Origin of the sequence: Streptomyces umbrinus, assembly GCF_030817415.1 — a bacterium.
Lineage (GTDB): Bacteria > Actinomycetota > Actinomycetes > Streptomycetales > Streptomycetaceae > Streptomyces > Streptomyces umbrinus_A.
Window position 1 is genome coordinate 688,299 of the sequence record NZ_JAUSZI010000002.1, and the last position, 25,041, is coordinate 713,339.

Consider the following 25,041-nt stretch of genomic DNA (forward strand, 5'->3'; position numbering starts at 1 on the left):
AAGGTCTGGCGCGCGGCGTCACTCCCAGTATCCAGCGACAGGTCTGTTGATCGTCCACAGGAGATACGTGCCTGAGCCCGGTTCAACCGCCGCCGAAAGGGGTGCGGGAGGCCCCCCACAGACGCCACTGCCAAGGACCAGCCGCGGTCCGCAGCGCGCAGCTGGAGACCGCCGTCACGCTGCGCAGGCGGCTGCGTTCACAGCACCAGATCGCCGCCGCGCTCATGTCGGAAGTCGCTTTCGCCGACGGTTCCACCGACCGCTCGCTCACCCGCAAATCCTTCGCGATCACCGAGGTCTTCTCGCGTATCGCATACAACCGGCGTAGCGCAGGGATCACCCCCCGACACCAACCCGAAAACCTCAGTAGTCGCCGACGGCTCGATCAGCGCCATGCAGATCAGTGGAACGCCTGATTTCCCCCGCCGCCGCTGCACGAGGCTGGTAAGGACATCGTCGAAGCGGGCCCCGTAATCCTCCAACGACCCCGTCCCCGGCGAACACGGATGGCAGGCGATCATCTCCGGTCCCCATGACGTCAGTTGACTCCTTCTACCGCCCTGCCCTCAACACGCACTCCGCCGGGTTTGGCGAACCACCTGTACTGGGTGGATAGGCGCTGGAGGCTGAGTCATCACAGCGTCCCGGAACGCGTTTCATTTGTAACGGTGCGCTGCCGGATCCGGCCCCTCCGCCCGGTCCCGGGTCACGCTGGGAGGAGTGTGAGCCATCTGGAGGGGGACCAGAATGAGCGAGAACCAATCCAACCAACCGGGGCTGTACGGGCAGCCGGATCCTTCCGGGCAGCAGCCGCAGGTCCCACCGCCACCGCCGAACCCGCCGAACCCGCCGAACCCGCCGAACCCGCCAATCACCGATTACGGCCAACCACCGGCGCCGGGTGGTGGGACGAGGAAGGCGGGGCTGATCGCGGGCGCAGTCGCGTTGGTGGCGGCGATCGCCGTCGGCGGGTACTTCGTCATCGGCGGGAGCAGCGGCGGCGGTTCCGCCGGCATCACGGACGACGGGCCGCACAAGCTGGTCGCGGCGGACACCGTGCTCGGCGAGTACCAAAGGACCGAGAGCGAGAGTGGGCTCATGACGCCCGCCGAGCTGAAGGACGCCGAGTCGTGGGGGGTGAAGGACCCGAAGGACGTCGTCGCCGGCTACGAGGTGAAGGAGCCTGGCGCCCTGAGGCCCGACAAGTGGCTGTCGTTCGCCGGCTTCTACGGCACGATCGACGACCCGGAGAAGGCTGTCGACGCGATCTTCGCCGGTATGGAGAAACAGATGACGGACGACGAGGTCACCTTCGACTTCGGAGGCACCCCGAAGGAGTACCACCCCGGCTCGCTGGACGGTGCCATCCTGAAATGCCAGAAGTCCACGGCCAAGAACCCCGGGGAGGAGCCGCCCGAGGCAAGCATGACGTGGTGCGCCTGGGCCGATCACAGCACGCTCGGCCTCGTGACGCCCATGGAGTACGCGGACATCATGAGCGGCCGGTCGACAGACCCGGAGAAGGCGGCCGAGATGACCGCCGAGCTTCGTGAGGAGATGCGGGTGGAGATCTGACCCCCTCTTCAACAAGTGTTACGGCCCCGGCCAATTGACCGGGGTCTTCCGGCGGGAGCGGAGGACGTCGTCCGGTCAGCTGGGAGGTCATGGTCGGAGCCACGGCCGGGGTGCCGGTCACCGCCGTGGCAACCGCGACGGCAGTCGGCTGGTGGGTGGGGGCGTGTCCGGTGCCGCTGACAGCCGCGCCCCACGCGTACTCGGGAGAACGCCTCTGAATCTCCGGGAACCTCGCCGCAGATACCGGGATCTCCAGATCGCCGTGCGGCCGCGACTGGTCACTGCGGAACAGGTCCGTTCGGGATGATGTGAGTACTCGGCCGCGGATCGTGGGCGACGACTTGTGGACGCTGATCGCCCTTCGCCGCGCTGGTCAACTCCGTTCTCTGAGCGAGGCTTTCGAAGAAGCGCAGGTTCGGGATCCCGTACGACCCGGGCAGGACACCACTGGAAGGCAGCCCGGCTGTGCCACCGGCCCCGGCCCGGCGCACAACTGCTCGGCATGGGGGCAGCCGCCGGTGGCCTGATCCTGGGCCCGTGCTGTGCGCGGCGCCGGCCGACGCGACCCAGAATCGGAACCAGGAGACGCCGGAGCGGAGACCACGACCACAGGCTTCCGGGTCGAGACCAAGGGCCGACGGGCACAGAGTCGTACAACTCGCCGCGCGGCACGGGGTCTACACGGGCGTGATCCGGCCGGCTCCGCCCGAGCACGACGTGATGCGGGTGCCGGGGCTGCATCGAGGACGCGAGCACCAACCGCACCAGAGCTGCCGAGCTGGGCAAGGGGCGGGAGCATTCCTGGAGCTGAGCCACGTCGACGTGCGAGAGGGGTCTGCTCGCGGAGTAGCGCGAAGGGCCCCTCCACGTCCTCTGTCTCACCGAGGACCGAGGTCCGCATGGGTCACACGGATCTTGGACTGGCCGTGCGGGAGTTCCTCCCAGTCGTCCATGAAGCGCGCCCGCAGTCCGTGTCGTTCGGCCAGGGCCGTGAGCGTCTCGGTGCGGTAGTAGAAGTCCTCCCGCAGGACGTGGTGTTCCTCCCCCTCGGTACGGTCGAAGGTGAAGTCGAACCAACCGCCCGGCGCGAGCACCCGGCCGATGTGGGCCAGGCATTCGTCGATGACGGAGAGCGGCGAGTGCGAGAAGACGCTGTGCGCGTGCACCACGTCGAAGTGGGCGTCGGGCAGGAACCGCAGCGTCAGGTCGCGGACCGGGGTCAGCGTGGGGAGCTGCTGTTGCAGGCCCATCTCCACGACGGTGTCCTGGGCGGCGACGAGGATGTCGGGCGAGATGTCGATGCCGTGGTAGTGCCCGGGCTCCAGGTGCCGGATGAACCGCCAGCCGCCCCGCAGGTTGCCGCAGCCGATCTCCAGCATGTGGTGTTCTCGGCGCAGGCCGTGGCCGAGCAGGTAGTCGAACTGCATCGCCCCCAGCGCGAGCCATCGCTCACGGCTGCGGCTGCCGACCGCCGCGTCCGGGTCGGCCCGGGTGTCGGAGCGCATCACGGCACGGTAGTAGGAGATGTGGTCGGTGTGACGGTGGCGCAGCCACAGGTCCCGGGCGGCGCGGGTCAGATGGCGGGGTACCCGGTCCGGGTGGCGCAGGGCGTAGCCGATGCGGTGGCCGAGGGCGGCGCGGTTGGCGGTGAGGTTCTTCGGGGACATGTGCTCGCTCCCTTTCCGAGGGGTACAGGGTGTGGTTTCAGCCTCGGTGCGGGAGCGGCGCGGTCGGCTCGGTCAACAGGCTGCGGTCCTGCGAAGGTTCGGGGGACGGCCGCGTCAGCCGATCGGTTGATGCGGTGCCGCGTCCGAGGCGTTAGACACGGAGGATGAGGATGAGACACAGTGATCCGGATGAGCGCTGGCTGGGCGCGGTCGTGCACGCCGCGTTCTTCCTGCTGCTCGGCTCCTCGTTCGTCCGCTTCCTGACCCGCGACGCCGGCGGGGCGCGCACCGGGTGGGTGGTGGCGCTGTTCGCGGTCTTCTGTCTGCTGTACGTCCTCGGTCGCTTCCTGGCTCCAGCGTCGCCCTCCGGCTCGCCGCCGACCAGGCGTCATCTGGTCTGGCTGGGCTCGGTGTCCACGGTCTGGGTCGTGCTCCTGGCCCTCGCGCCGAGCGCCACGTGGTGCGCGATGCCGCTGCTGTTCGCGGGGCTGCACGCGCTGCCGCCGCGGATCGCGGTGCCGGTGGCGGCCGTGCTCACCGCGCTGGTCGTGGCCTCCCAAGTACGCGTTGCCGAGGGCGCATTGAACCCCAACATGGTGATCGCCCCGCCCGCTGTCGCCGCGGTCGCCACCGCCGTGATGGTGCATCTGCAGCGTCAGGGGGCCCGGCAGCGCCTCCTGATCGAGGACCTGGTCCACACGCGTCACAACCTTGTTGTCACCGAACGGCGGGCAGGTGTCCTGGCGGAGCGCCAGCGGCTGGCCGCGGAGATCCACGACACGGTCGCGCAGGGCCTGTCGAGTCAGCGGATGCTGCTCCAGGCCGCCGGGCGCGTCTGGCTGACCGACCCGGACGCGGCCCGCGAGCACGTACACAGGGCTGCGGAGATCACCTCCCGCAGCCTCGCGGAGGCCCGTCGGTTCGTGCACGACCTGGCACCGGCCGACCTCGCCGACGACACCCTGCCGGGCGCGCTCGCCGTACTCGCCGACCGGGAGAGCGGTCCTGGGCTGACCGTGGAGTTCCGGCTCGACGGAGAACCTGGCCGGCTGCCGGAACGGATCGAGGCGGCGCTGTTGCGGATCGCCCAGGGGGCGCTGGCCAACGTACGCGAACACGCGGCGGCGACCCGGGCCGCGCTGACCCTGACCTGCCTGGACGACCAGATCTCGCTGGATGTCGCCGACAACGGGCGCGGATTCGAGGCGGACCACTCGCGCGCCTTGTCCGGCTCGGCCCCGGACAGCACGCGCGGGCACGGGCTGCCCGCGATGTGCATCCGGGCCGCACAGGCGGGCGGCACACTCACCGTGGAGTCCACGCCGGGCGAGGGCACCGTCGTGTCGGCGGCGATCCCCCTGGCACCCCTGGTCTCCGTGCCCCTGTCCCCCTCGACCTCCCCCAAGGAGCCCGTCCTGTGACACCACCCGTCCGGCTGTTGTTGTGCGACGACCACGCCGTGGTACGTGCGGGGCTGCACGCTCTCCTGTCCAGCGCCGATGGCATCGAAGTGGTCGGCGAGGCGGCCACCGGCGAGGAGGCACTCGCGATGGCTGCCCGGCTGAGTCCGGACGTTGTGCTGATGGACCTCCAGCTCGACGGCGGGATGGACGGCGTGACCGCCACCCGGCGCCTGACCTCCGAGGGTGGTGGGAAGGGCCCCCGGGTCCTGGTGCTCACGATGTTCGACACCGACGCCGACATCACCCGTGCCATCGAGGCGGGTGCCACCGGCTATCTGCTCAAGGCCGAACACCCTGATGAACTCTTCACGGCGATCCGCCACGCGGCGTCCGGTCACACGACTCTGTCGGCCCCGGTGGCCGACCGGTTGATGACTCGGCTGCGCAGCCCGAGTCCCACCCTGTCCCCACGCGAGCACGAGATCCTCGGACAACTCGCCCGCGGCTTGGGCAACCGGGAGATCGCCCGAGCCCTGTTCATCAGCGAGGCGACGGTCAAGACCCATCTCGGGCGGATCTATGGCAAGTTGGGGGTGGAGACGCGGGCGGGGGCCGTGGCGGTCGCCAAGGAGCGGCGGCTGCTGGAGTGATCTCCCGCAACTTGGCGCGGGTCAGGGAGCGTTTGGGCCGCGGATCTGCGTGCGCCACGTCCTGGGCGACGTGCCGCCTTGGCCGCCTTTCCGGGCATGCTGCCGCCGCACCCCACCCAAGCACGAAGGGACCGGCCTGGGCGTCAGCTGGTCGTGTCCGGTTCCGGCGTGGTGAGGACGGCCGGACTGGCACGGAGCACGGCCTTATGCAGGTCGTCGTGGGGGGGCGAGGGGGGCAGGGGGCCTCTGGCCGGGGACTCCAGGGACTCCAGGGACTGGATGAACAGGGCGACGACGCGCCGCCGGGCGTCGGCGGCGGTGCCGCCGGTGGCATTCACGACACCGGCGTTGGCCATGCGGAGCAGCACTATGTCCGAGGAGTCGAAGTCCTCGCGCAGCCGACCCGCGACCTTGGCCCGGCCGATGAGCCGCAACATGCCCTCGAGTGCCTCGTTGCGGCGCCCCTCCATGGCCTTGGCAGTGGGGACGGACGTGGTCAGCACGTCGGCGAAGCCGTAGTCGGCGGCCTGCATCGCGCAGGCGGTCTCGATGTAGCCGACGAAACCGTGCCAGGGGTCGGGGTCTTCGAGGGCGATGGCGGCCGCGTCGGCATATGCGTCCATGCGGTCGGCGAAGACGGCGGCGACCGGCTCCTCCTTGGTGAGGAAGCGGCGGAACATGGTGGCGATGCCGACACCCGCCTCGCGGGCGAACTGCAGCCACTGATCACGGTGCGGTCGAGCGCATGGTGCCCCCCTTCGCACCAGCGGCCCCATGTCCCCTCGGTACGTCTGAACCTCGATCCCGGAAGGCCTCGCCATGGCTGCCATCCTGTCCGTTTCCGGAAGCCCCTCCCCCACCTCCCGTACCTCCTGGCTCCTGCGCCACCTGGCCGACCGGCTGCGCCTGCAGGGCCACGACGTGACCCCGCTGGACGTACGCACCCTGCCCGCGCAGGCGCTGCTCGGCGCGGACTTCCGGCACCCGGCGATCGTCACCGCCACGGACCTGTTCGCGCGGGCGGACGGGGTGGTGATCGGCACACCGGTCTACAAGGCCGCCTACTCAGGCCTGCTGAAGTCACTGCTCGACCTGCTCCCGCAGTACGCACTGTCAGGCAAGGCCGTGCTGCCCCTGGCCACCGGCGGCAGCACGGCCCATGTCCTTGCCATCGACTACGCATTGCGTCCCGTACTGAGTTCCATGGGGTCGTCCCACATCGTGCCCAGGTGGTTCACGCTCGACAAGGACGTCGCCGCCGACGACCACGCCACACATATCGTCGCGCCTGCTGTCGCCGAGGCGCTGGAGCAGGTCACGGACCTTTTCTCCGCCGCGCTGGGAGGGCGTACCGGTGCACTCCGCCGCACAGCCTGAGCCGCTTCATTGCCATCACTTGTCCAAGCGGCGACCTGAGCGCCTCGATCGCGGCCGCGATGATGTTCTCCGGGGAGACAGGTCCGGCATCGGCCGGCTCTTGGCGTTGCACTCGTATGAACAGGGAACCGTCGCCCGGTCGCAAGCGGCAGGATGACCCCGTGCTCATCGTGATCGGCGGCCTGCCCGCCACCGGAAAGACCACGCTTGCCCGCCTGCTGGCGGCGGATATCGGCGCGGTCCACCTGCGCGTGGACACCATCGAACAGGCACTGGTCCGCTCCGGCCTGACCGGGCATCCGGTCGGTCCGGCGGGCTACGTCGTCGGATACGCCCTGGCCGAGGAGCATCTGCGGCAGGGCCTGACGTGATCGCGGAGTCGGTGAACCCGCTGACGGTGACGCGGAACGCCTGGCGTGATGCGGCCGTACGGGCGGGTGTCCCCTCCGTCGAAGTGGTGGTCGTCTGCTCCGATCCGGTCGAGCACCGGCGGCGCGTGACGTCGAGGTCGGTCGACATCCCGGACCTGGCGCTGCCCGACTGGCAGCAGATCCTCGACCGGGAGTACGAGCACCGGGACCGGGACCGTGTCGTCGTCGACACCGTGGGACAGAATCCGAAGGCATCGTCTCCCCTGCTGCTGGGGGCTGTGCTGTCGGCGGCTGCCGCCGGATCCGAGTAGCGGCGCCCATCCCCCACCACTCGTGCGTTCACCACGACAGGCCACTTCGTTGCACAATCACGCGGACACCGCCCTGCTCACGTCGGACGACTGCCCTGAACTCCCCCATCGGTAGCGGTCGCGGGAGGTCGGCGGCAGAGTACGGAACCAACGGGGCTCCTGTGCCTGCGGGTTGAGACTTCGCGCACCTCCCCCGACGACACAAGAGCCTCGTCCGTTGCGGATGCCCACGGCGCCTCCCGATCGGTGGCCCTGCTGAAAGGCCCACTGATACCAAGTCGCTCCGAAAATCGGCAGCGTCACGCCGACGCGGGCATGACGATCAGCACCCGAATGGTGAAGACTGGAAAGATGTCCCACGACCTCGGCGGACTCCTGTTCGTAGCGCTCGGTCTCGTCCTTGTCGCCGCCGGCTTCGTCTGGCGGGGAGGTGCGCTGCGCCCCCTCTCGGTGAAACGGGCCCAGGCGGCCGTGATCCGGGACCGTTCCAGAAACCTGCTCCGTTCTGCGGACATGGCGATCGCGGAGGCGCGCCGCCGGGCCGCACGCGGCGAGCCGGCCATCGTCACGGTCGGAGACGTGACCAAGGTGGCGCGCCAGCACTACGGGCACCTCGTCGTGGAACGCGAAGAGGCAGCAGCCGCCCTCCGCCAACGCTACGAGGCAGCCGACTGCCGGATGGACTGTATGACCGACGCTTTCAACTGACGGTCTCCTCGACGAATGCTCAATGCCCGGGGCACCGAAGCCGTCACCTGAGTCGTGCCACGCTGAAAAGGCTTGAGCTTGACATTTATCGTGCAGTGTCGAGGTGCTGCTTGGACGTCAGTCCCATGCGTTGAAGAGCACTCCGCCCAATGTGGTGATGCCGTGGAAGCGAACTTCGCGCCACTCGCTCTGCATGAGGACCGAGGTGTCGATGTCCGAGAGCGGCAGAGTGAGCTGCGCGCGATCAAGCACTGCAAACCCCAGGTCGGCAAAGGCATGGGCCCACGGTGGCGGGACGAGGAACTCCTCGGTGTACCAGTCCCGGCGTTCCTGAGCGAAGGCGATCCAGGGGTGGTACGCGTGACACAGGATGACGCACTCGGCTGTGCCCTCAATGACTGTCGCGGTGTGAAACGTACGGGGGTACGTCTGTTCCTCTATCTCGCCCACATGGCCTTTGGCCGCCCGGGCAGCTGCATACACTGCTGCCCGGAACGTCCGCTGGTCGGTTTCCGGTGGCGGCCCGTCCCTCGGCTGGAAGAAGCCTGTGGCGCCTCGCGGCAGCGTGAACGCTGCGTCCTCGTCTATGCCCATGCGGCTCATTCTGCCGAGGAGAAGTCCTGCCGATCTCTCACCTGCGCTCTGAGCTGCTGCTTTCCGTAGTTCGCCGAGGCTTCGTCCCTCTCTTGTGGTGGGACGGGCGAGTACAGGGCTCGCCCGTGGCGAGGAGCCGGCCTACATTTGGGACGGATGGCCGGGTGGCGGTTCTTCGAGCCAGGCGGCCGCCCGGGCCCGGGCCGCGTCGGTTTGGGTGCACCGGCTGGGGAGTCGGTCTTCGTACGGATGTGCCTGAACTCCCGCCGCACGCGGGCTGATGTGAGTCTGTTCGGTTCAGCCGGCTGTGCCCAGGGCCTCCGCAGGTCTGCGGCGAGCGGACGGGCGAGCAGGAGCTGGGCATGGGCGGCGGTCACCAGCCAAGTCCACCGGTCGGCGACCTCGGGACCGCGAGGCTGAGGTTTCGTCCACCCGAGTGTCTGTTTGGGCATACGGAATGTGTGCTCGAGGTCGAAGCGTCGGAGGCACGCCTGCCAGCAGCGGTCCACATCGCCGGGGTGGCGCCGGTGCTGGTGGCGGTAGTGACCCCTCGTCACCGAACCGGACCATGCGGCGGACATCCTGAGATGAGACAGATGTAAGGCGCGTTCCCCGAACGAGGAGTCATTTCGATCCGGCCGCGGGCTGTCTGTCACCACCGGTACGGATCGCCGCATTTTTCAAGGGTTGTTTGTTCGGCACCGATGCCCCGAACGCGAACAACGCCTAGGCCCAATGCCGTTGCTTTTGCCTTGGGCGTAGGCTGGTTGGGAGTGGGTCCCGGGGGTGGTGCGGGTGGCCGCGAGTGTGTCTGACTTATCGGGTCTGGGGCTGTTGACCTGGGTGTATCCGCCGGGGTTGGTGGATCGGGTGGTGGCAGCGTGTGGCCGGTCCGAGCGGCGTAAGCGGCTGCTGCCCGCCCGGCTGGTGGTGTACTTCGTGCTGGGGCTGGCGCTGTTCTCTCCCGCCCCGTATCTAGAAGTGATGCGGCACCTGGTCGCGGGGCTTCGCGGTCTGGGACTGCTGGGTGACTGGCATGTTCCGGCGAAGTCGTCACTGTTTCGGGCCCGGCAGCGGCTGGGATCCGAGCCGCTGCGGGTGCTGTTCGCCACGACCGCGAAGCCGATGGCCACCGAGGCGACTCCGGGGGCGTTCTGGCGGGGCCTGCGGGTTCTGGCGGTGGACGGGACCTGCTGGGATGTCGCCGACAGTGAGGCCAATCAAGCGGCCTTCGGCCGTCCCGGCAACGGTCGTGGGACCGGCCGGAGCGCCTTTGTGCAGGTGCGGATGGCCGCCTTGGTGGAGGTGGGCAGCCATGCAGTGCTGGACGCCGAACTCGCCGGCTGCCGCACCGGGGAAGTGACCCTGGTGGGCCGCCTGCCCCGCTCCTGCGGGCCAGGCCAACTCGTGCTGGCCGACCGCGAGTTCCTCGGCGTCCCGCTGTGGCAGGCCTTCACCGCCACCGGCGCCGACCTGCTGTGGCGGGTGCCCGCCAACCGTGTCCTGCCCATCGACAGGCCACTGCGCGACGGGTCCTGGATCTCACGCATCCATGCCGGCACCGACGCCTCCCACCGCAACCCGGTCACCGTGCGTGTCCTGGCCTACCAGCTCAAAGACACGGCCCAGGACTACCGCCTGATCACCACTCTCCTGGACGCCCGCCGCTATCCGGCCCGGCAACTGGCCGCCCTCTACCGCGAACGCTGGGAGATCGAATCCGTCTTCGCCGAGATCAAAACCCACCAGCGCGGCGCGAAGGTGGTCCTCAGCAGCAAGACACCCGACGGTGTCCTGCAACAGATCTGGGCCCATCTCCTGGTCCACCATGCACTGCGGGAACTGATGCTCAGAACCGCGGCTACCCGCCAACTCGACCCCGACCGCATCTCCTTCACCGAGACCCTGCGCTCCGCCCGCCGCAGTGTGACCGTCACGCCCGGCAGCTTTTCCCCCTGACCTCCTGGTCCAGGCCTTGCGATTACTCCAGGAAGACCTGCTGGAAAGACTCCTCCCCGCCAGACGCCTGCGCAGCCAGCCCCGCGTCGTCAAACGAAAGATGTCCAACTACTGGCTCAAACGGGCTGAACACCGCCACTGGCCCCAGCCCACCCGCACCGGCACCCAAGCCATCCTCATCAAACGACCCCAACCCACAGACCCATAACGCAACGGCATTGCGCCTAGGCCACTACACCTGGAGCCGACGCTGCCGTCCTGCCGGTACGTCCGGCAAGCGCAGCGGCAGTGTGTGGAACAACGACAACATCAACAGCCGCGCTCTCTGGCGGAGCTGCAACAACGGCGGCGACCGGGCCGTCGGTAACTTGCGTCTCAATTCCCCAGCATCCCACGGTGCATGGGCTCATAGCCGGAGACCGAATTCCTCTGCCAACGTCGGCGTGGCACTTCTGCTGGGGGCCGCGGCGCTCACGACCATTTCGCCCCAGCAGTTCCACCGCAGTGCATGACAGGGCGCGCAGACGAAACGAGCCGCGCTCCGGACACAGCGTCAAACCGGAAGGAACCCATGAAGCACCTCAGGAGCATGCTGGCGGTACTGGCGTCGTCAGCAATCGCCACGATGTCGCTGGGCATTCCCGCCAGCGCTGCGCCGACCAACACCTCCCCCGACGCCGTTTCGGTACAGGACACCTCCCTGTCCCCGACGGCCGTAGCAGCCTGCTGGCCAGAGGGAACACGACTCAAGAAGACCACCGAGGGCAGGGTCTATCTGATCGGTCCGGGCAACACGCTCTACTGGATCCCCGACTCCAGGGTCTACTTCAACCTGTGGGCCACGTGGGACGGCATCCTCACTGTGCCGGACAGGGCCTTCGACGAGTGCTACCGCACACCCTCCACACCTCTGCAAGCCGGCCGTCTGTCCAAGGAGAGCGACAGCCCAGCCGTCTACATCTACGACAATTCCAACGGCGGTCACCGCCGGATCTGGGACTGGAACACCTTCACGAACAAGTACCACTTCGACCCAGCAGCAATTCAAACAGCGCTGACCATAAACCCCGCCCCCGTTCCCTGGACATAGGCAACAGCCATAGGTACCGGCGCGTCCACAACCGCGTGCAGACGAGCGCCTCTTGCCGAACGGGCTTCCCGACATGGTGCGCGCCTGCTGGCCTGCCGGATACTCAGGCAACCCCGGACATGCGGGAACGGCAGGAACAGCAGGAGGAGGTGCGGGCGATCCGCTGCCTGACGATCACGGCAAGGGACACGAGATCCTCTCCAGCGCACCCGGCGTACGGCTCAGCCGCGGCACCCTCTACCACCTCCACCGCGCGCTGTCCCGTCAGCTGCCGTAGCGGCCCCGCTCCCCCGCCGACCGCCTCAGCCACGCCACGTAGACCCGGCTGGTCGGGGCAGCCAGTGGATCTCCTCGGCAGACTCTCCGGTACCGTCAGAATATGAGCCATCCACATCCTGAACTCAAAGCCGCCCCTCCCCTGCCTGAAGGAGGGCTGAGGGTCGTCGCCCTGGGCGGTCTGGGTGAGATCGGCCGCAACATGACCGTCTTCGAGCATGCCGGCAAGCTGCTCATCGTCGACTGCGGCGTGCTGTTCCCCGAAGAGACCCAGCCCGGCGTGGACGTGATCCTGCCGGACTTCACCTCGATCCGTGACCGCCTGGACGACATCGTGGCCGTCGTCCTCACCCACGGCCACGAGGACCACATCGGCGCCGTGCCGTATCTGCTGCGCGAGCGCTCCGACATCCCTGTCGTGGGCTCGAAGCTGACACTGGCGTTCCTGGAGGCCAAGCTCAAGGAACACGGAATCCGGCCGCGCACGGTGCGCGTACGTGAGAGCGACCGGCGCAGCTTCGGCCCCTTCGACTGCGAGTTCGTGGCGGTCAACCACTCCATCCCGGACAGCCTCGCGGTCGCGATCCGCACCGGGGCCGGGATGGTGCTCCACACGGGTGACTTCAAGATGGACCAGTTCCCGCTGGACGACCGCATCACCGACCTGCGCGCCTTCGCCCGCCTCGGCGAAGAAGGCGTCGATCTCTTCCTCACCGACTCCACCAACGCCGAGGTACCCGGCTTCACCACCTCCGAGCGCGAGCTGAACCCGGCGATCGAACAGGTGATGCGTACGGCCCCGCGCCGGGTTATCGTCTCCAGCTTCGCCAGCCATGTGCACCGTATCCAGCAGGTCCTGGACGCCGCGCACCAGCACGGCCGCAAAGTCGCCTTCGTGGGCCGCTCCATGGTCCGCAACATGGGCATCGCCCGCGACCTCGGGTACCTGAAGGTTCCCAGCGGCCTGGTCGTGAGCACCAAGGAAATGGAGAAGCTGGCCGACCACAAGATCACCCTGGTGTGCACCGGATCCCAGGGCGAGCCGATGGCCGCGCTGTCCCGTATGGCCAACCGCGACCACGTGATCCGCATCGGCAAGGGCGACACCGTCCTGCTCGCCAGTTCCCTGATCCCCGGCAACGAGAACGCCATCTACCGAGTGATCAACGGGCTGACCCGGTGGGGCGCCCATGTCGTCCACAAGGGCAACGCCAAGGTGCACGTCTCCGGGCACGCCAGCGCCGGTGAGCTCGTCTACTGCTACAACATCGTCAAGCCCCGCAATGTCATGCCCGTGCACGGCGAGTGGCGCCATCTGCGCGCCAACGCCGACCTGGCCATCCGTACGGGCGTCGATCCCGAGCGGGTGGTCATCGCCGAGGACGGCGTCGTCGTCGACCTCGTGGACGGGCGTGCGTCGATCACCGGCAAGGTGCCCGCGGGCAACGTCTACGTCGACGGCATGGAGGTCGGCGGCGCCACCGAGGCCTCCCTGAAGGACCGCCTCACCCTCGCTGAGGAAGGTGTCGTCACCGTGGTGGCGATCGTCGACGCCGACACGGGCGCCCTCGCCGAGACCCCCGACTTCCTGGCCCGCGGGTTCGTCCACGACGACACCACCTTCGAACCGGTCATCCCTGTCATCGAGAAGACTCTGGCGACGGCAGCCCAGGAAGGCGTCGGCGACGCACACCAGCTGGAACAGCTCATCGCCCGCGCCGTGGCGAACTGGGCCTTCCGTACCCACCGCCGCAGGCCTCTCATCATCCCCGTCATCATCGACGCCTGACCGGCTCCGTTCCCTTCCCCTCTCCTGTCTCCTGCCCTGCCTGCCGGCAGGGCAGGGACGGTTTCACACCTGCGTCCGCATTGCGCAGAGCGGCGTTCCCGGCACGGACTTCCAGCACCGACGGTGCGTCAGAAAGGCAAATGGATGAGCGCACGCTTCGAGGAGATCGACTGGCGCCCGACAGCGATGGGCGACATCAGCCTGCGGCGCCGACGCGACCCGGCATCGGGCAACGATGTGTACGAGGTGAAGCTCGGCGACGAGTTCTTGATGTCCAGCCTCTTCACAGCCGGTGAGATCGCGCTCACGGAACTCGGACTTGCGGAACTGCCGGACACCGAACTGGACGTCGTCGTCGGCGGACTCGGGCTCGGGTACACCGCCGAGGCTGCGCTGAACGACCCCCGGGTGCGCTCGCTGACCGTGGTCGAAACACTCGCCGAAGTCATCGACTGGCATCAGCGGGGCCTGGTCCCACTCGGTGCCCGACTGGCTTCGGACCCCCGCTGCCGCCTGGTTCAAGGCGACTTCTTCGCGATGGCGGCCGATTCACGCGGTCTGGACCCGAAGGAGCCGGGCCGCCGCTTCCACGCCATCCTGCTGGATGTCGACCACTCGCCGCGCCATGTGCTCCACCCGCGCCACGCGGCGCTCTACCAGCCTGCCGGTCTCCGCGCTCTCGCCGAACACCTCCATCCCGACGGGGTCTTCGCCCTGTGGTCGAACGACCCGCCGGACAAGCAGTTCAGCTCCGTACTCACAGAGGTCTTCCCGCAATCAGCAGCCCATGTCGTCGACTTCGACAATCCCCTGCAAGGCGGCACCTCGACCAACACCGTCTACGTGGCCAGGACAGAACCCGGCCGGCCGTAGGCAAACACTTCGGCGTATAGGGCACGGATACGGTTCCCGCCCACACGACCGATGAGTTCCGCCTCGCCCCGTCGTCTGCATCTCGGGGAGCGTCCCCCTCCGCGCCTGCGGGAGGTTCAGCCGAGATGACAAGGAGCGTGCACACCATGGCCGCCGAGTACGTGAGCGCCACTCTGACTGTCGCCGTGCCCGCCACGAGGGTGTTCGCGGTGTTGGCGGACCCGACGACCCATTCTGCGATCGATGGCACCGGATGGGTTCAGGAGCCTGCCGACCGGGCGCCGCTGACCGAGGTTGGGCAGATTTTCCGGATGGACATGTATCACGCCAACCATCCGAACGGTGACTACCAGGTGGTCAACAAGGTTCAGGTCCTCGACCCGCCGCGCACCATCGGCTGGCTGACGGGGCAGCAGAAGGGCGACGGCGACCTGGAGTTCGGCGGCTGGATCTGGCGATACGACCTTGCGCCGCTCGGTCCGTCCGAGACCGAGGTGACGCTCACGTACGACTGGTCGGCGGTGCCGCAGTACATCCGGGACCGCGGCATCCAGTTCCCGCCGTTCGGCCCTGACCATCTCACCAACTCGCTGCACCACCTGGCCGAGCTTGCCGCACCGACGTCCCGGGCCTAGTGTCTCGTGATTCCGTCGGCGTTACGTGATCTTGCGTGTCTCGTTGGTGCTGGCATGGAGCTTTCCGTGGAACAGGCCGCCGAGTTGCGGGAGTTGGCGAACAGCCGGGATGTTCCTGCGGATTTGGCCACGCGAGCCCGGATCGTGCTGTGGTCGGGCGAGGGGCGGCGACGCAAGGACATTGCCGAGTTGCTCGGGGTGTCGCTGCCGACCGTGGACCGCTGGAAGACCCGATATTCCCAGCGCGGGCTGGCCGGGCTGGAAGGTGATCGCCCCGGTGGGGCCCGGGACCAGGTACCGGCACGGGTACGGGCACGGGTGATTGCTCTGACGCGTATGACGCCGCCGGCCTGCACCGGACTGTCGCACTGGTCGACGCGCGAGTTGGCGAAGTACCTGAAGCGGACCGAGAACGTCAGCGTGTCCTGGCACTACATCGCGCGGATCTGGCGTGAGGAGCAACTCAAGCCGCACCGTAACGGAACCTTCAAGATTTCCAAGGACCCCGCGTTCGCGGAGAAAGTCGCGGACGTGGTCGGCCTCTACCTCGCCCCGCCCGGTGGCGCAGTCGTGCTCTCGATCGACGAGAAGACGCAGATCCAGGCGCTGGACCGAACCCAGCCGGTGCTGCCGGTCACCTTCGCGGCCACCGAGAAGCGCACCCACGACTACGTCCGGCACGGCACCACGAACCTGTTCGCCGCCCTCAACGTCGGCACCGGTGAAGTCATCGGCGAGTGCAAGCCGAGCCGGAACGGAAAGAACTTCCTGGCCTTTCTGAAGAAGGCGGTAAAGCCACATGCGGGGAAGGAGATCCACGTCGTCCTGGACAACCTCTCCACCCACACCACACCGGACGTGAAGGAATGGCTGGCCAAGAACTCCCACGTCCACTTTCACTTCACCCCCGTCGGGTCTTCCTGGATCAATCAGATCGAGACCTGGTTCGGAATCCTGACCCGGCAGTCGATCCGCCGCGGCACCTTCGCCAGCGTCAACGTCCTGATCTCGCAGATCCGCAACTACATCGACTCCTGGAACGCCGAGGCCAGGCCCTTCACTTGGACTGCAACCGCCGACGAGATCCTGGCGAAGGTCCGCCTCGTCCAGACCAACATCAAGAAGCTCGTCGCAAACAACTCAAAGTGATGCAAACAGGATCACGAGACACTAGGTCTCCGGCGTCTTCTAGGAACGGGGGCACCGAGATCAGGGGCCGGGTCCGGTTATGGCGGGCAGCAGGTAGTCGCGAATGAACTCCCTTGGGTCGATCTCCTTGTTGACGCTGTCGTTGCTGGTGTTTTCGCTGGTCACGAGCACGATGTCCGCGCTGGGAATGACGAAGACGAACTGCCCGCCGTATCCCCAGGCAAAGTATGTAGAGCGTTCGGAAATGGTCTGCATCCACCAACCCTCGGAATAGGCGAATACGTCGTCGACCTGGGTGATCCGGGCTTGCGCCGCCCGAACCGCACCGCGTGGCACCAGCTGCCGGCCTCCCCACTTGCCGTCGTGCAGATAGAGCAGACCGAACTTGGCCATCTCCCGTGGCGTCAGGTAGACGTTGTACCCGCCGGAGAAGACGCCTTGCGGGTCACGGCCCCAATGCTCGGCCGTGATGCCCATCGGGCCGAAGAGATACTGGTGGGCGAACTGACAGGTGCTCATACGGGTGGCCTTCTGCAGCACGGCCGAGACGACGTGCGTATTGCCGCTGCTGTAGTTGTACGTCGTGCCAGGGGCGGACACGAGCTCACGGCCGAGAATCACCCGAACCCAGTTCGACGTCTTCTCGACCTTTCCTTCGGTCGAATCCTCTGTCCAGTCGAGACCTGACCTCATGGTCAACATGTGCCGGATGGTGATCTTCTTCTTGACCGGCGACGCATTGGCGAAGTACTCCGGCAGGTAGTCGGCCACCGGGTCATCCAGGCTTCCGATGTCACCCTTCGCGACGGCGATGTGGACCAGCGCCTGCAGGACACTCTTCGACACCGAGTGGACGTTATTGCTCCGCTGTGCGCCACTACCGTCGTAATACCGCTCGGCCACGAGACGGTCGTGTCGGACGACCAGCACGCTCAGCAACGACGCGTTGTTCCCGAGCTTGGCCAGCCCCCTGCGCAACATTGCGGAATCCAACCCCTGCGCCTCCGGCGGGGTCGACGACCAGTCCTCACCGTCGTCCCGGGGATCCGTGTACGTCGGATTGCTCTCATAGAACGTCCGGCCGCTACCTGCGATCCGGTCGCAATCGACGCTCGCTGCCGTAGCCGGCGCAGTTGCTGTCGACTTCGACGATGGCACGTCGGTACACCCGGCCAACGTCAGGAGCGACAACATCGGCACGATCCAAATGATCCGGCGCAGTCCTTGGTTTCGTAATCTCATGACTGACTTCATTGTCCTTGATGCGAGAAGACGACGATGCCGGCCTCGGTCTTTCGTGGGGTCCGCGCGTGGAGAGATGCGTCATTTCGCGGCTGGGGTTGGGGCTTGGGGGAGGCGTAGCTGGAAGCATGCGCCGAGGGTCCGGGGGGTGAGGGTGAGGGTGCCTTGGTGGCGGTGGGCCAGGTCGCGGGCGATGGCCAGGCCCAGGCCGGTGCCGCCGTGGTCGCGGGAGCGGGCGTCGTCGAGCCGGACGAAGCGTTCGAAGATGCGCTCGGCGTCCTCGGTGGGCACGCCCGGTCCGTCGTCGTGCACGGTGAGGACGACCCAGGCGTCCTGGTTCCGGACGGTGATCTGGATGCGGTGTGCGGCGTGGCGGGCGGCGTTGTCGATGAGGTTGCGCAGCAGTCGTTCGTATTCGTCGGGGTTTCCGTGTGCGTGTGCGGGGGTGGTGCTGTCGCAGGTGAGGGTCAACGGCCGTTCGGTGAGGGGGTATTGCTCGGTCAGCCGGGAGGCGAGGGCTGTCAGGTCGACGGTGTCGGGGCCGGCTGTGGCGGTGCGGGTGTCGAGGCGGGCGAGGAGCAGCAGGTCTTCGGCGAGGGCCTGGAGGCGGCGGGTCTGTCGTGCGGCGGTGGTGGCCGCGGCGGGCCAGTCGGTGCGTTCCGGGTAGGCGAGCGCGACTTCCAGGCTGGCCAGCAGTGTGGTGAGGGGGCTGCGTAGTTCGTGGGCGGCGTCCGCGACGAAGCGGCGTTGCTGGGCGGCGGCGTTGTCGAGGCGCTGGAGGGTGGTGTTGATGGTGGTGGCCAGGGCGGTGATCTCGTGTCCCGCGGCGGGGACGGTGACGCGTTCGCGGGGGTCGCTCGCGGTGACCGAGGCGGTGAGGACGCGGATGGCTTCGACCGGCCGCAGCGCGATGCGGACGGCGAAGTAGGCGACGGCGGCGATCAGTACGAGGCCGACGAGCCCGGCCCGCAGCAGCAGGCGGTCGGTGGTCTTGGCGATCTCCTCGGCCGTTTTCGGGAGCACCACCACATAGACCCGCAGGTGGGCGCCTGCGGCGACGCCCAGAGCGGCGACTTTGTCACTGCTGAGTTCATCGGCGCTGACATCGGCGAACATGACCGTGTAGGTCTTGCCGGCCATGTCGAATCTGTCCCTGATGGTGGAGTCGCGCACCGGTATGCGGAGGGGAAGGATCGTCAAGCTTCCGGGCTCTCTGGCCTCCGATGGGGCGGGCAGCGCATGGCGGGCGCCGGGATCGAACGCTTCCATGCCTCCGCCGTAGGCGACAGCGGTGCGTCGGCCGGTCGCGACGACCTCGTACGGCAGCGCGGTGCTTCGGCGAGCGGGAACCACACCCCCGTTCAGCTGATCGACGAGAGCCCAGACCTGTTGCTCGGCTTGTCCTTCGGCGATCCGCGTGCCCTGGCGGTAGACGTCGTTGTGCAGCCACCAGCCGATGCCGGCCAGGATGACGGCGGCGGCCGAGGCGGCGGCCAGGGCCGTGCGGGCTCGTACCGAACGCGGCCACCAGCGGCGTCGCGGCTCAGGCGCGTTCACGGTCGTCCACCAGTCGGTAGCCGGTACCCCGCACGGTCTGCAGGGACTGCCGGTGGAACGCGGCGTCCACCTTCTTGCGCAGTGCGCTGACGCGCGCCTCCACCAGGTTGGGATCCAGGGCTTCGTCGGGCCACGCGTGATAGAGCAGATCCGATTTGGAGACCGCCTGACCCGCCCGCCGGGCCAGCAGCTCCAGCACGGCGAACTCCCGGGGCGTGAGTTCCACCCGGGCCCCGGCCCGGCGGCAGACCCGGCCTGCGACATCCAGCGAGAGGTCGCCCACGGCAAGGACGGGCGGGGCGACCGCGGCGGCTCGTCTGACCAGGGCCCGCAGCCGTGCGACGAGCACCACATAGGAGAAGGGTTTGGCCAGGTAGTCATCGGCCCCCGTGTCCAGGGCCTCTGCCTGGTCCCAGTCCCCGTCCTTGGCGGTGAGTACCAGGATGGGGGTCGCGTTGCCCTCGCGGCGCAACTGGGCGCAGACCTTGTAGCCGTTGAGTCCGGGCAGCATCAAGTCCAGTACGACCAGGGCGTATTCGCCGGTCCGGGCCATCCACAGTCCCTGCCGGCCGTCATGGGCGAGGTCGACGCTGTAGCCCTCGGCGGTCAGACCGGTGTGCAGGGTGTGGGCAAGGTCCACCTCGTCTTCGACCACCAGGATGCGCATGCGGTGCAGCCTCGCACAGCGCCGGCCCGCCTTCCTGATCGACCGGTCAGGTTGGATCAGCAACCGGTCAACGAGGTCCCGGCATGCTGGCCGAGTCTCTTCGCCACTATGGAAAGGCCCTGCCACCGATGCCCCTTGCTCAGCTCGAAATTATCAACGATACGAAAAACGCCCCTCAGGGAGTTTCCGCGCTCTCACGCCGAAATTTCCTCGCCCCACTACTCTTCCCCGTTCTGCTGTCCACCCTTCTCGGTCTATGGGGAATTCGCAGAGATGAAACCGTGTGGCACGACGAGGCTGCGACTCTCGGATTGGCTTCCCGTAGTCTGCCGGACCTGTGGCAGACGTTGGGCAACATAGACGCCGTACATGGAGCGTATTACCTTCTCATGCATGGGCTGTTTGGCCTGTTCGGGACCGACCTTCTGGTGCTGCGTCTTCCCTCTGTTCTCGCCTGTGCGCTGGCAGCGGCAGGAGTCACAGCGCTCGGGGTCCGATTGTCAGGGACACGAGCCGGCATACTGGCAGGCCTTTCCTTCGCCCTACTCCCAGCTGTTCAAAGATATTCACAGGAGGGGCGCTCGTACTCGCTCGTCTGCGCACTTGTGGTCTGGGCCACATATTTTCTTGTGAGTGCGGTCCTTGACTGCCGAGCCCCGGTAATTACCGGGCGTAGAAGTTCGATGGTGCCGTGGATCGCATATGGTGCTCTCATGCTGGCGGCGTGCATACTGCATCAGTTCGCCGCCCTCGCCCTGGTTGCGCATGCCTTCGTCCTGCCAGATCAGGCGCGGCGCCCGTGGGCATGCACCGCACTTTTGGTTGTGGTGGGATTCGCCCCCATTGCGGCTCTGGGAATAGCGCAGTCCGAGCAGGTCGCATGGATCAACGGTGTCACCGGTAGTCAATACCAGCGCTTCGCGATACAATTTTCCTTCGCGATAGTACTGTCTTATTTCGCCTCATCAGGGAACGCTGGAAAAGTTTCTCCTGAAGCGCCTTTCAGTCTACGGGCGATCGCCCTTCCTCTGTTCGTGCTGCCCACTGTACTTCTTGTGCTGATTTCTCTTTACAAGCCTTTCTACGTAGAGAGGTACGTGTTCTACAGCCTCGTAGGCCTGGCGCTCCTCTTGGGGGCCGCACTGGACCGCATGTCTGAACTAGGGCGCAACCTACGAGCAACTGCAGTGATTGTTGTCGCCTTGACAATCGCACTGCTCATACCCGAGTCCCTTAAGGTGCGGACACCGGAAAGTCGATCGGACAATGTCACCGACCTGGCAAAAATCCTGTCCGGGGAATACGCTCCTGGCGACGGAATTCTCTACCTGTCCGTGAAGAGACGCGCATGGTCACTGGCCTACCCTTCGGTAAGCAGAGGGATGTTCGACCTTGCCCAGGAACTCACTCCGGCGGCCTCGCACGACCTTTACGGCACCGAATTGCCTTCCTCTCAGATTCCCGCGCGCATGCGCAGCAGCTCACGAATTATCGTCGTAACGGAACCCAAAGGCATTCATGCCGAAAGCAACGGGACAGAGGCAATGAAGGAAAGGGTTCTGGCGGAATATTTCACCAAGGACCGCACCATACGAATTAACGGGGCGCAGGTAATTATTTACGAGCGCCGCACAACGGCTACTGAGGCTGAACTCGCGGTGTCGTAGGAGCTGACGGTTCGTCGCCCCTCAGGCGCGCCCGGAGCGCGGCGAAACGGCCGGCCAGACAGCCGGGGGGCCGCCTCGTTGCGACGAGGCGGCCGAAGCTGAAGCCCGGCTCCTGGAGATCGTCGACTCGTTCGACGTCGACCACAGCCGCACCCTCGACGACCTGGCCTGTTCCGGTACTGCCGCGAGGCGGGCGACGTGGACGGGTGGTGCCCGGTACGGAGAGGCGTGCGCCGATGTGGCACTGGGGCTTCGCGTACTACATCGAGACTCTCTGCGAACTCCAGGCCACCGACCCGCGATCAGCACCGGCACGCCGTAGCGAGCCCGGCCACGAGACAGGAGGATTGCCCGAGGACGGCTCAACTGCCCAGGATGCCGTCCCCGTTGAGGGCGGCGGCCGCGCTCCAGGCGACCGCCAGGTCAACATCGAGGTCGCGAAGGCGGGCTGACCGATCGGCGGCTCCTCCAGCGACGGTCCGTACGACTACAGCGTCCACCTGACCGTCGCCACTCTCTTCCACGGCACTTCTGTCCCACCTCTTGACCCGCTGGGCCGGGAGGTGCAACCTCTCGTTAATGCGCATTAGGTAATACGCATTAACGCTGCCGTCGCCGACAGCGCCAGGCCCTGCCCCGGAGGAGAGAAGCACTGTGGAACCCAGGAAGCGGCCCGGACGTACGCCCGCTCCGGCCGGTCGTACGTCGCGGCCCCGGCAGGCCGAGGTGGCTCGGCTCGCGGGGGTGTCGCAGGCGACCGTGTCCCTGGTGCTCTCCCCGAAGCCCGACGGCAAGGGGCGCATCATCTCCGAGGAGACCCGGCAACGGGTCCTGGAGGCGGCCCGCAGCCTCGGCTACGTACCCGACCCGGCCGCCCGGCGCCTGGCCGCCGCCCGCAACAACCTCCTCGGCGTCTTCAGCTTCACCGCCACGTTCCCGACCGACGTGCAGCACTCGTACTACCCCTTCCTGGTCGGCGTGGAGCGCGAAGCGGCGGCGCTCGGCTACGACCTGGTGCTGTTCACCGGGTCGAGCACCGGCGGCGCGGGGGCCGCGGGTCCCGACGCCCTGAGCCGGGTCCGGCTCGCCGACGGCTGTCTCTTCATCGGTCGGCACACACCCCGGGCGGAGCTCAAGCGGCTGGTCGAGGACGGCTTCCCGGTCGTGCACCTGGGCCGCCGCGAGGAGCTGGAGGGCGTGGCATGGGTGGGGGCTGACTATGTCGAAGCCACACGTGAAGTCGTGGGCCATCTCGCCGAGTTGGGGCATCGGCGGATCGTCCTCGTCCGCGAGGACGACGACGCGCCCGCCTCTTCGGACCGTCAGCGGGGCTTCCTGGAAGGGCTGGAAGCCGCAGGTCTGCCCTCCGGGCCCACGACCGTCTTCCGGTCCGCGGATCCGCAGCGGGACCTCACGCCCGAACGGCTGCGCGCCTGGGCCGGCGAAGGGGTGACTGCCTTCGTCGCGGAGGAGACCGACACCGGGGCGGCCTGGCGAAGCTTGCTCTCCGCCGTGCGCGAGGCGGGCCTCGACTGTCCCGGAGAGGTGTCTCTCGCTCTGCTCGGCAGCCCGCCCGCCGACCTGGCGGGTGAACCCGAACCGACCGGATTCGACATCCCCCGGCCGCAGTTGGGCGCCGCGGCCGTACGTCTGCTGGCCGCACTCGTCGCGGGCGAGGAGGCGCGGGAACCGCTCGTCAGCTGCGTCTTCCGCCCGGGTCTGACGGCCGGACCGCCGCGTGCCCGTTCCTGAAAACACGGTCCCCGCAGACCCCTCTCCCCCACCGAACACGAACAGCAGCAAGGAGAAGCGTGATACCCGAAGCAGACATTCTCGTCGTGGGCGGCGGCCTCGGCGGCGTGGCCGCCGCACTCGCCGCCTGCCGGGCAGGACGCAGCGTCGTGCTCACCGAGGAGACGGACTGGATCGGCGGCCAGCTCACCAGCCAGGCCGTACCGCCCGACGAGCACCCGTGGGTCGAGCAGTTCGGTACGACCGCCTCCTACCGGCGGCTGCGCGAGGAGATCCGGCGGTACTACCGCCACTGGTACCCGCTGCGGGCCGAGGCCTTGGCACTCACCGACCTCAACCCGGGGGCCGGCCGCGTCAGCAAGCTCTGCCACGAGCCCAGGGTCGCCCTCGCCGTCCTGGAGGGCATGCTCGCGCCCCACCGGGCGGCGGGACGGCTGACCGTACTCACCGAGCACCGGCCGATCTCCGCCGAGTCCGACAACGATGTCGTACGGTCGGTGACGTTGGAGGACCTGCGCGACGGGACGCATCGAACCCTCACCGCGCGGTACGTCCTGGACGCCACCGAGAGGGGCGAACTCCTCCACCTCGCGGGCGTCGAGCACGCGAACGGGGCCGAGGCACGGGCCGAGTTCGACGAGCCGCACGCCCCGGACGAGGCCCAGCCTCTCAACCAGCAGGGCATCACGGTCTGTTTCGCGCTCTCCCACCACGAGGGCGAGGACCACACGATCGACCGGCCGCAGGACTACGGCTTCTGGCGCACCTACCAACCCTCGTTCTGGCCAGGCCCGTTGCTCGGCTTCCAGGCGCCCGACCCGCGCACGCTGGAGCCGGTGCCGCGGACCTTCGTACCGAATCCGGATCTCGATCCGCTCGGCGTCTCGGCCGATCAGAGCGCCGATGCCGGCGACAAGGAACTGTGGGGCTTCCGCCGCATCCTCGCCCGCAAGCTGCACACGCCGGGCGCCTTCGACTCCGACATCACGCTCGTCAACTGGCCGCTCAACGACTACTGGCTCAAGCCGTACATCGGTCAGGAGGCCGAAGCGCTGTGCGAGGCACGGCAGTTGTCGCTGTCACTGCTGTACTGGCTGCAGACCGAGGCGCCGCGCGCGGACGGCGGGACCGGCTTCCCGGGCCTGCGGATCCGCCCGGACGTGACCGGCACGGCGGACGGCCTGGCCAAGGCAGCGTACGTTCGTGAGTCCCGCCGTATCAAGGCCGTCACCACGGTCACCGAGCACGATGTGGCGATCGAGCTTGTCGGCCCACGCGGCGGAACGCGCCACCGCGACTCGGTGGGCGTCGGCAGCTACCGCATCGACCTGCATCCCTCGACCGGCGGCGACGACTACATCGACATCGGGTCCGTGCCGTTCGAGATTCCGCTCGGCTCGCTCGTGCCGCGCCGGGTGCGCAATCTGCTGCCCGCCGGCAAGAACATCGGCACCACGCACATCACCAACGGCTGCTACCGGCTCCATCCGGTCGAGTGGAACGTCGGCGAGGTCGCCGGAGCCCTGGCCGCGCACTGCGTGGCCGAGGACGTCGAGCCGCACCAGGTGCAGGCCGAGGACAAGCGGTTCGAGGAGTTCGCGCGGCTGCTCGACCGCGACGGAGTGCAACGCCACTGGCCGGACGTACGCGGCTACTGAACAACCCCCGTGTGGACGGGAGTTCAGGCGTGGCGGCTCCACCCGCCCCGCCCGGCGACCGCCCGCGCGAA

Annotated in this window: 22 protein-coding genes and 2 pseudogenes; 16 read left to right on the forward strand and 8 right to left on the reverse strand. The window is 67.7% G+C overall.

The window, feature by feature from the left end; translation table 11 throughout:
- Window positions 1-197: 197 nt before the first annotated feature.
- On the reverse strand, window positions 198-395 hold the full coding sequence (locus tag QF035_RS03715; RefSeq protein WP_307518098.1) for a hypothetical protein: 198 nt from the start codon (window positions 393-395) through the stop codon (window positions 198-200).
- A 352-nt stretch (window positions 396-747) separates the two neighbouring features.
- Here QF035_RS03715 and QF035_RS03720 point away from each other — a divergent pair, with 352 nt between their 5' ends.
- Window positions 748-1,575, forward strand: coding sequence for a hypothetical protein (locus QF035_RS03720; protein WP_307518099.1), 828 nt, complete (start codon window positions 748-750; stop codon window positions 1,573-1,575).
- Window positions 1,576-2,453: 878 nt separating this feature from the next.
- Here QF035_RS03720 and QF035_RS03725 read toward each other — a convergent pair.
- Complete coding sequence (locus QF035_RS03725) at window positions 2,454-3,242, reverse strand: class I SAM-dependent methyltransferase (RefSeq protein WP_307518100.1); 789 nt, start codon at window positions 3,240-3,242, stop codon at window positions 2,454-2,456.
- A 170-nt stretch (window positions 3,243-3,412) separates the two neighbouring features.
- Between QF035_RS03725 and QF035_RS03730 the strand changes: the two genes are divergently transcribed.
- Both QF035_RS03730 and QF035_RS03735 read left to right on the forward strand, forming a co-directional pair.
- Complete coding sequence (locus QF035_RS03730) at window positions 3,413-4,663, forward strand: sensor histidine kinase (RefSeq protein WP_307518101.1); 1,251 nt, start codon at window positions 3,413-3,415, stop codon at window positions 4,661-4,663.
- Window positions 4,660-5,295 carry a response regulator gene (locus tag QF035_RS03735; protein WP_307518102.1) on the forward strand — a complete coding sequence of 212 codons (636 nt, stop codon included), beginning with the start codon at window positions 4,660-4,662 and terminating at the stop codon, window positions 5,293-5,295. The genes QF035_RS03730 and QF035_RS03735 overlap by 4 nt, the downstream gene beginning before the upstream one ends.
- 143 nt (window positions 5,296-5,438) lie before the next feature.
- Here the strand turns inward: QF035_RS03735 and QF035_RS03740 are convergent, their stop codons facing one another.
- Window positions 5,439-6,116, reverse strand: coding sequence for a TetR/AcrR family transcriptional regulator (locus tag QF035_RS03740; RefSeq protein WP_307518103.1), 678 nt, complete (start codon window positions 6,114-6,116; stop codon window positions 5,439-5,441).
- Between QF035_RS03740 and ssuE the strand changes: the two genes are divergently transcribed.
- From ssuE to QF035_RS03755, 3 genes and pseudogenes are all read left to right on the forward strand, one after another.
- Window positions 6,115-6,672 (forward strand): NADPH-dependent FMN reductase, encoded by a 558-nt coding sequence (gene ssuE / locus QF035_RS03745; protein ID WP_307518104.1) that lies wholly within the window; start codon window positions 6,115-6,117, stop codon window positions 6,670-6,672. The genes QF035_RS03740 and ssuE overlap by 2 nt on opposite strands.
- A gap of 161 nt (window positions 6,673-6,833) precedes the next feature.
- A pseudogene (locus QF035_RS03750) lies at window positions 6,834-7,354 on the forward strand (AAA family ATPase).
- A gap of 351 nt (window positions 7,355-7,705) precedes the next feature.
- Window positions 7,706-8,062, forward strand: coding sequence for a hypothetical protein (locus QF035_RS03755; protein ID WP_307518105.1), 357 nt, complete (start codon window positions 7,706-7,708; stop codon window positions 8,060-8,062).
- 117 nt (window positions 8,063-8,179) lie between these two features.
- Here QF035_RS03755 and QF035_RS03760 read toward each other — a convergent pair whose 3' ends face one another.
- Window positions 8,180-8,656 (reverse strand): hypothetical protein, encoded by a 477-nt coding sequence (locus QF035_RS03760; RefSeq protein ID WP_307518106.1) that lies wholly within the window; start codon window positions 8,654-8,656, stop codon window positions 8,180-8,182.
- Window positions 8,657-8,693: 37 nt separating this feature from the next.
- Window positions 8,694-9,174: pseudogene (locus QF035_RS03765) on the reverse strand (NF041680 family putative transposase); the annotation flags it as partial.
- A 289-nt stretch (window positions 9,175-9,463) separates the two neighbouring features.
- On the opposite strand from QF035_RS03765, the gene QF035_RS03770 reads away from it, so the two are divergent.
- From QF035_RS03770 to QF035_RS03795, 6 genes are all read left to right on the forward strand, one after another.
- On the forward strand, window positions 9,464-10,615 hold the full coding sequence (locus QF035_RS03770; protein ID WP_307518108.1) for an IS4 family transposase: 1,152 nt from the start codon (window positions 9,464-9,466) through the stop codon (window positions 10,613-10,615).
- A gap of 571 nt (window positions 10,616-11,186) precedes the next feature.
- Window positions 11,187-11,705 carry a hypothetical protein gene (locus tag QF035_RS03775; RefSeq protein WP_307518110.1) on the forward strand — a complete coding sequence of 173 codons (519 nt, stop codon included), beginning with the start codon at window positions 11,187-11,189 and terminating at the stop codon, window positions 11,703-11,705.
- A gap of 379 nt (window positions 11,706-12,084) precedes the next feature.
- Entirely contained in the window at window positions 12,085-13,770 is a 1,686-nt protein-coding gene (locus QF035_RS03780; protein WP_143642650.1) for a ribonuclease J, read from the forward strand.
- Window positions 13,771-13,914: 144 nt separating this feature from the next.
- Complete coding sequence (locus tag QF035_RS03785; protein ID WP_307518111.1) at window positions 13,915-14,643, forward strand: spermidine synthase; 729 nt, start codon at window positions 13,915-13,917, stop codon at window positions 14,641-14,643.
- Window positions 14,644-14,789: 146 nt separating this feature from the next.
- Window positions 14,790-15,278: a polyketide cyclase gene (locus QF035_RS03790; RefSeq protein ID WP_307518113.1), complete on the forward strand. Its 489-nt coding sequence runs from the start codon at window positions 14,790-14,792 to the stop codon at window positions 15,276-15,278.
- A 54-nt stretch (window positions 15,279-15,332) separates the two neighbouring features.
- The gene (locus QF035_RS03795; RefSeq protein ID WP_307518114.1) at window positions 15,333-16,427 is read left to right on the forward strand and encodes an IS630 family transposase; all 1,095 of its coding nucleotides are present in this window, start codon (window positions 15,333-15,335) and stop codon (window positions 16,425-16,427) included.
- A gap of 60 nt (window positions 16,428-16,487) precedes the next feature.
- Here QF035_RS03795 and QF035_RS03800 read toward each other — a convergent pair whose 3' ends face one another.
- From QF035_RS03800 to QF035_RS03810, 3 genes are all read right to left on the reverse strand, one after another.
- On the reverse strand, window positions 16,488-17,621 hold the full coding sequence (locus QF035_RS03800; protein ID WP_307530875.1) for a serine hydrolase domain-containing protein: 1,134 nt from the start codon (window positions 17,619-17,621) through the stop codon (window positions 16,488-16,490).
- Window positions 17,622-17,750: 129 nt separating this feature from the next.
- Window positions 17,751-19,226, reverse strand: coding sequence for a sensor histidine kinase (locus QF035_RS03805; RefSeq protein ID WP_307518115.1), 1,476 nt, complete (start codon window positions 19,224-19,226; stop codon window positions 17,751-17,753).
- The gene (locus tag QF035_RS03810) at window positions 19,213-19,893 is read right to left on the reverse strand and encodes a response regulator transcription factor (protein WP_307518117.1); all 681 of its coding nucleotides are present in this window, start codon (window positions 19,891-19,893) and stop codon (window positions 19,213-19,215) included. The genes QF035_RS03805 and QF035_RS03810 overlap by 14 nt, the downstream gene beginning before the upstream one ends.
- 713 nt (window positions 19,894-20,606) lie before the next feature.
- Here QF035_RS03810 and QF035_RS03815 point away from each other — a divergent pair.
- The 4 genes from QF035_RS03815 (at window position 20,607) to QF035_RS03830 (ending at window position 24,970) form a co-directional block, all read left to right on the forward strand.
- Window positions 20,607-21,560, forward strand: a complete 954-nt coding sequence (locus QF035_RS03815) for a hypothetical protein (RefSeq protein WP_373466602.1) — start codon at window positions 20,607-20,609, stop codon at window positions 21,558-21,560.
- A 209-nt stretch (window positions 21,561-21,769) separates the two neighbouring features.
- Window positions 21,770-22,012 carry a hypothetical protein gene (locus QF035_RS03820; RefSeq protein ID WP_307518119.1) on the forward strand — a complete coding sequence of 81 codons (243 nt, stop codon included), beginning with the start codon at window positions 21,770-21,772 and terminating at the stop codon, window positions 22,010-22,012.
- 202 nt (window positions 22,013-22,214) lie between these two features.
- The gene (locus QF035_RS03825; protein ID WP_307518121.1) at window positions 22,215-23,312 is read left to right on the forward strand and encodes a LacI family DNA-binding transcriptional regulator; all 1,098 of its coding nucleotides are present in this window, start codon (window positions 22,215-22,217) and stop codon (window positions 23,310-23,312) included.
- A gap of 59 nt (window positions 23,313-23,371) precedes the next feature.
- On the forward strand, window positions 23,372-24,970 hold the full coding sequence (locus tag QF035_RS03830; RefSeq protein WP_307518122.1) for an FAD-dependent oxidoreductase: 1,599 nt from the start codon (window positions 23,372-23,374) through the stop codon (window positions 24,968-24,970).
- The last annotated feature ends 71 nt before the right edge of the window (window positions 24,971-25,041 follow it).

Bases quoted from the DNA above. Each gene is read 5' to 3' on its own strand.
- QF035_RS03720 (WP_307518099.1), top strand. From the start codon at position 748: ATGAGCGAGAACCAATCCAACCAACCGGGGCTGTACGGGCAGCCGGAT.
- QF035_RS03730 (WP_307518101.1), top strand. From the start codon at position 3,413: ATGAGACACAGTGATCCGGATGAGCGCTGGCTGGGCGCGGTCGTGCAC.
- QF035_RS03760 (WP_307518106.1), bottom strand. From the start codon at position 8,656: ATGGGCATAGACGAGGACGCAGCGTTCACGCTGCCGCGAGGCGCCACA.
- QF035_RS03795 (WP_307518114.1), top strand. From the start codon at position 15,333: ATGGAGCTTTCCGTGGAACAGGCCGCCGAGTTGCGGGAGTTGGCGAAC.
- QF035_RS03810 (WP_307518117.1), bottom strand. From the start codon at position 19,893: ATGCGCATCCTGGTGGTCGAAGACGAGGTGGACCTTGCCCACACCCTG.
- QF035_RS03780 (WP_143642650.1), top strand. From the start codon at position 12,085: ATGAGCCATCCACATCCTGAACTCAAAGCCGCCCCTCCCCTGCCTGAA.
- QF035_RS03800 (WP_307530875.1), bottom strand. From the start codon at position 17,621: ATGTTGTCGCTCCTGACGTTGGCCGGGTGTACCGACGTGCCATCGTCG.
- QF035_RS03790 (WP_307518113.1), top strand. From the start codon at position 14,790: ATGGCCGCCGAGTACGTGAGCGCCACTCTGACTGTCGCCGTGCCCGCC.
- QF035_RS03725 (WP_307518100.1), bottom strand. From the start codon at position 3,242: ATGTCCCCGAAGAACCTCACCGCCAACCGCGCCGCCCTCGGCCACCGC.
- QF035_RS03715 (WP_307518098.1), bottom strand. From the start codon at position 395: ATGGCGCTGATCGAGCCGTCGGCGACTACTGAGGTTTTCGGGTTGGTG.
- QF035_RS03755 (WP_307518105.1), top strand. From the start codon at position 7,706: ATGTCCCACGACCTCGGCGGACTCCTGTTCGTAGCGCTCGGTCTCGTC.
- ssuE (WP_307518104.1), top strand. From the start codon at position 6,115: ATGGCTGCCATCCTGTCCGTTTCCGGAAGCCCCTCCCCCACCTCCCGT.
- QF035_RS03815 (WP_373466602.1), top strand. From the start codon at position 20,607: ATGCTGGCGGCGTGCATACTGCATCAGTTCGCCGCCCTCGCCCTGGTT.
- QF035_RS03785 (WP_307518111.1), top strand. From the start codon at position 13,915: ATGAGCGCACGCTTCGAGGAGATCGACTGGCGCCCGACAGCGATGGGC.
- QF035_RS03740 (WP_307518103.1), bottom strand. From the start codon at position 6,116: ATGGCGAGGCCTTCCGGGATCGAGGTTCAGACGTACCGAGGGGACATG.
- QF035_RS03775 (WP_307518110.1), top strand. From the start codon at position 11,187: ATGAAGCACCTCAGGAGCATGCTGGCGGTACTGGCGTCGTCAGCAATC.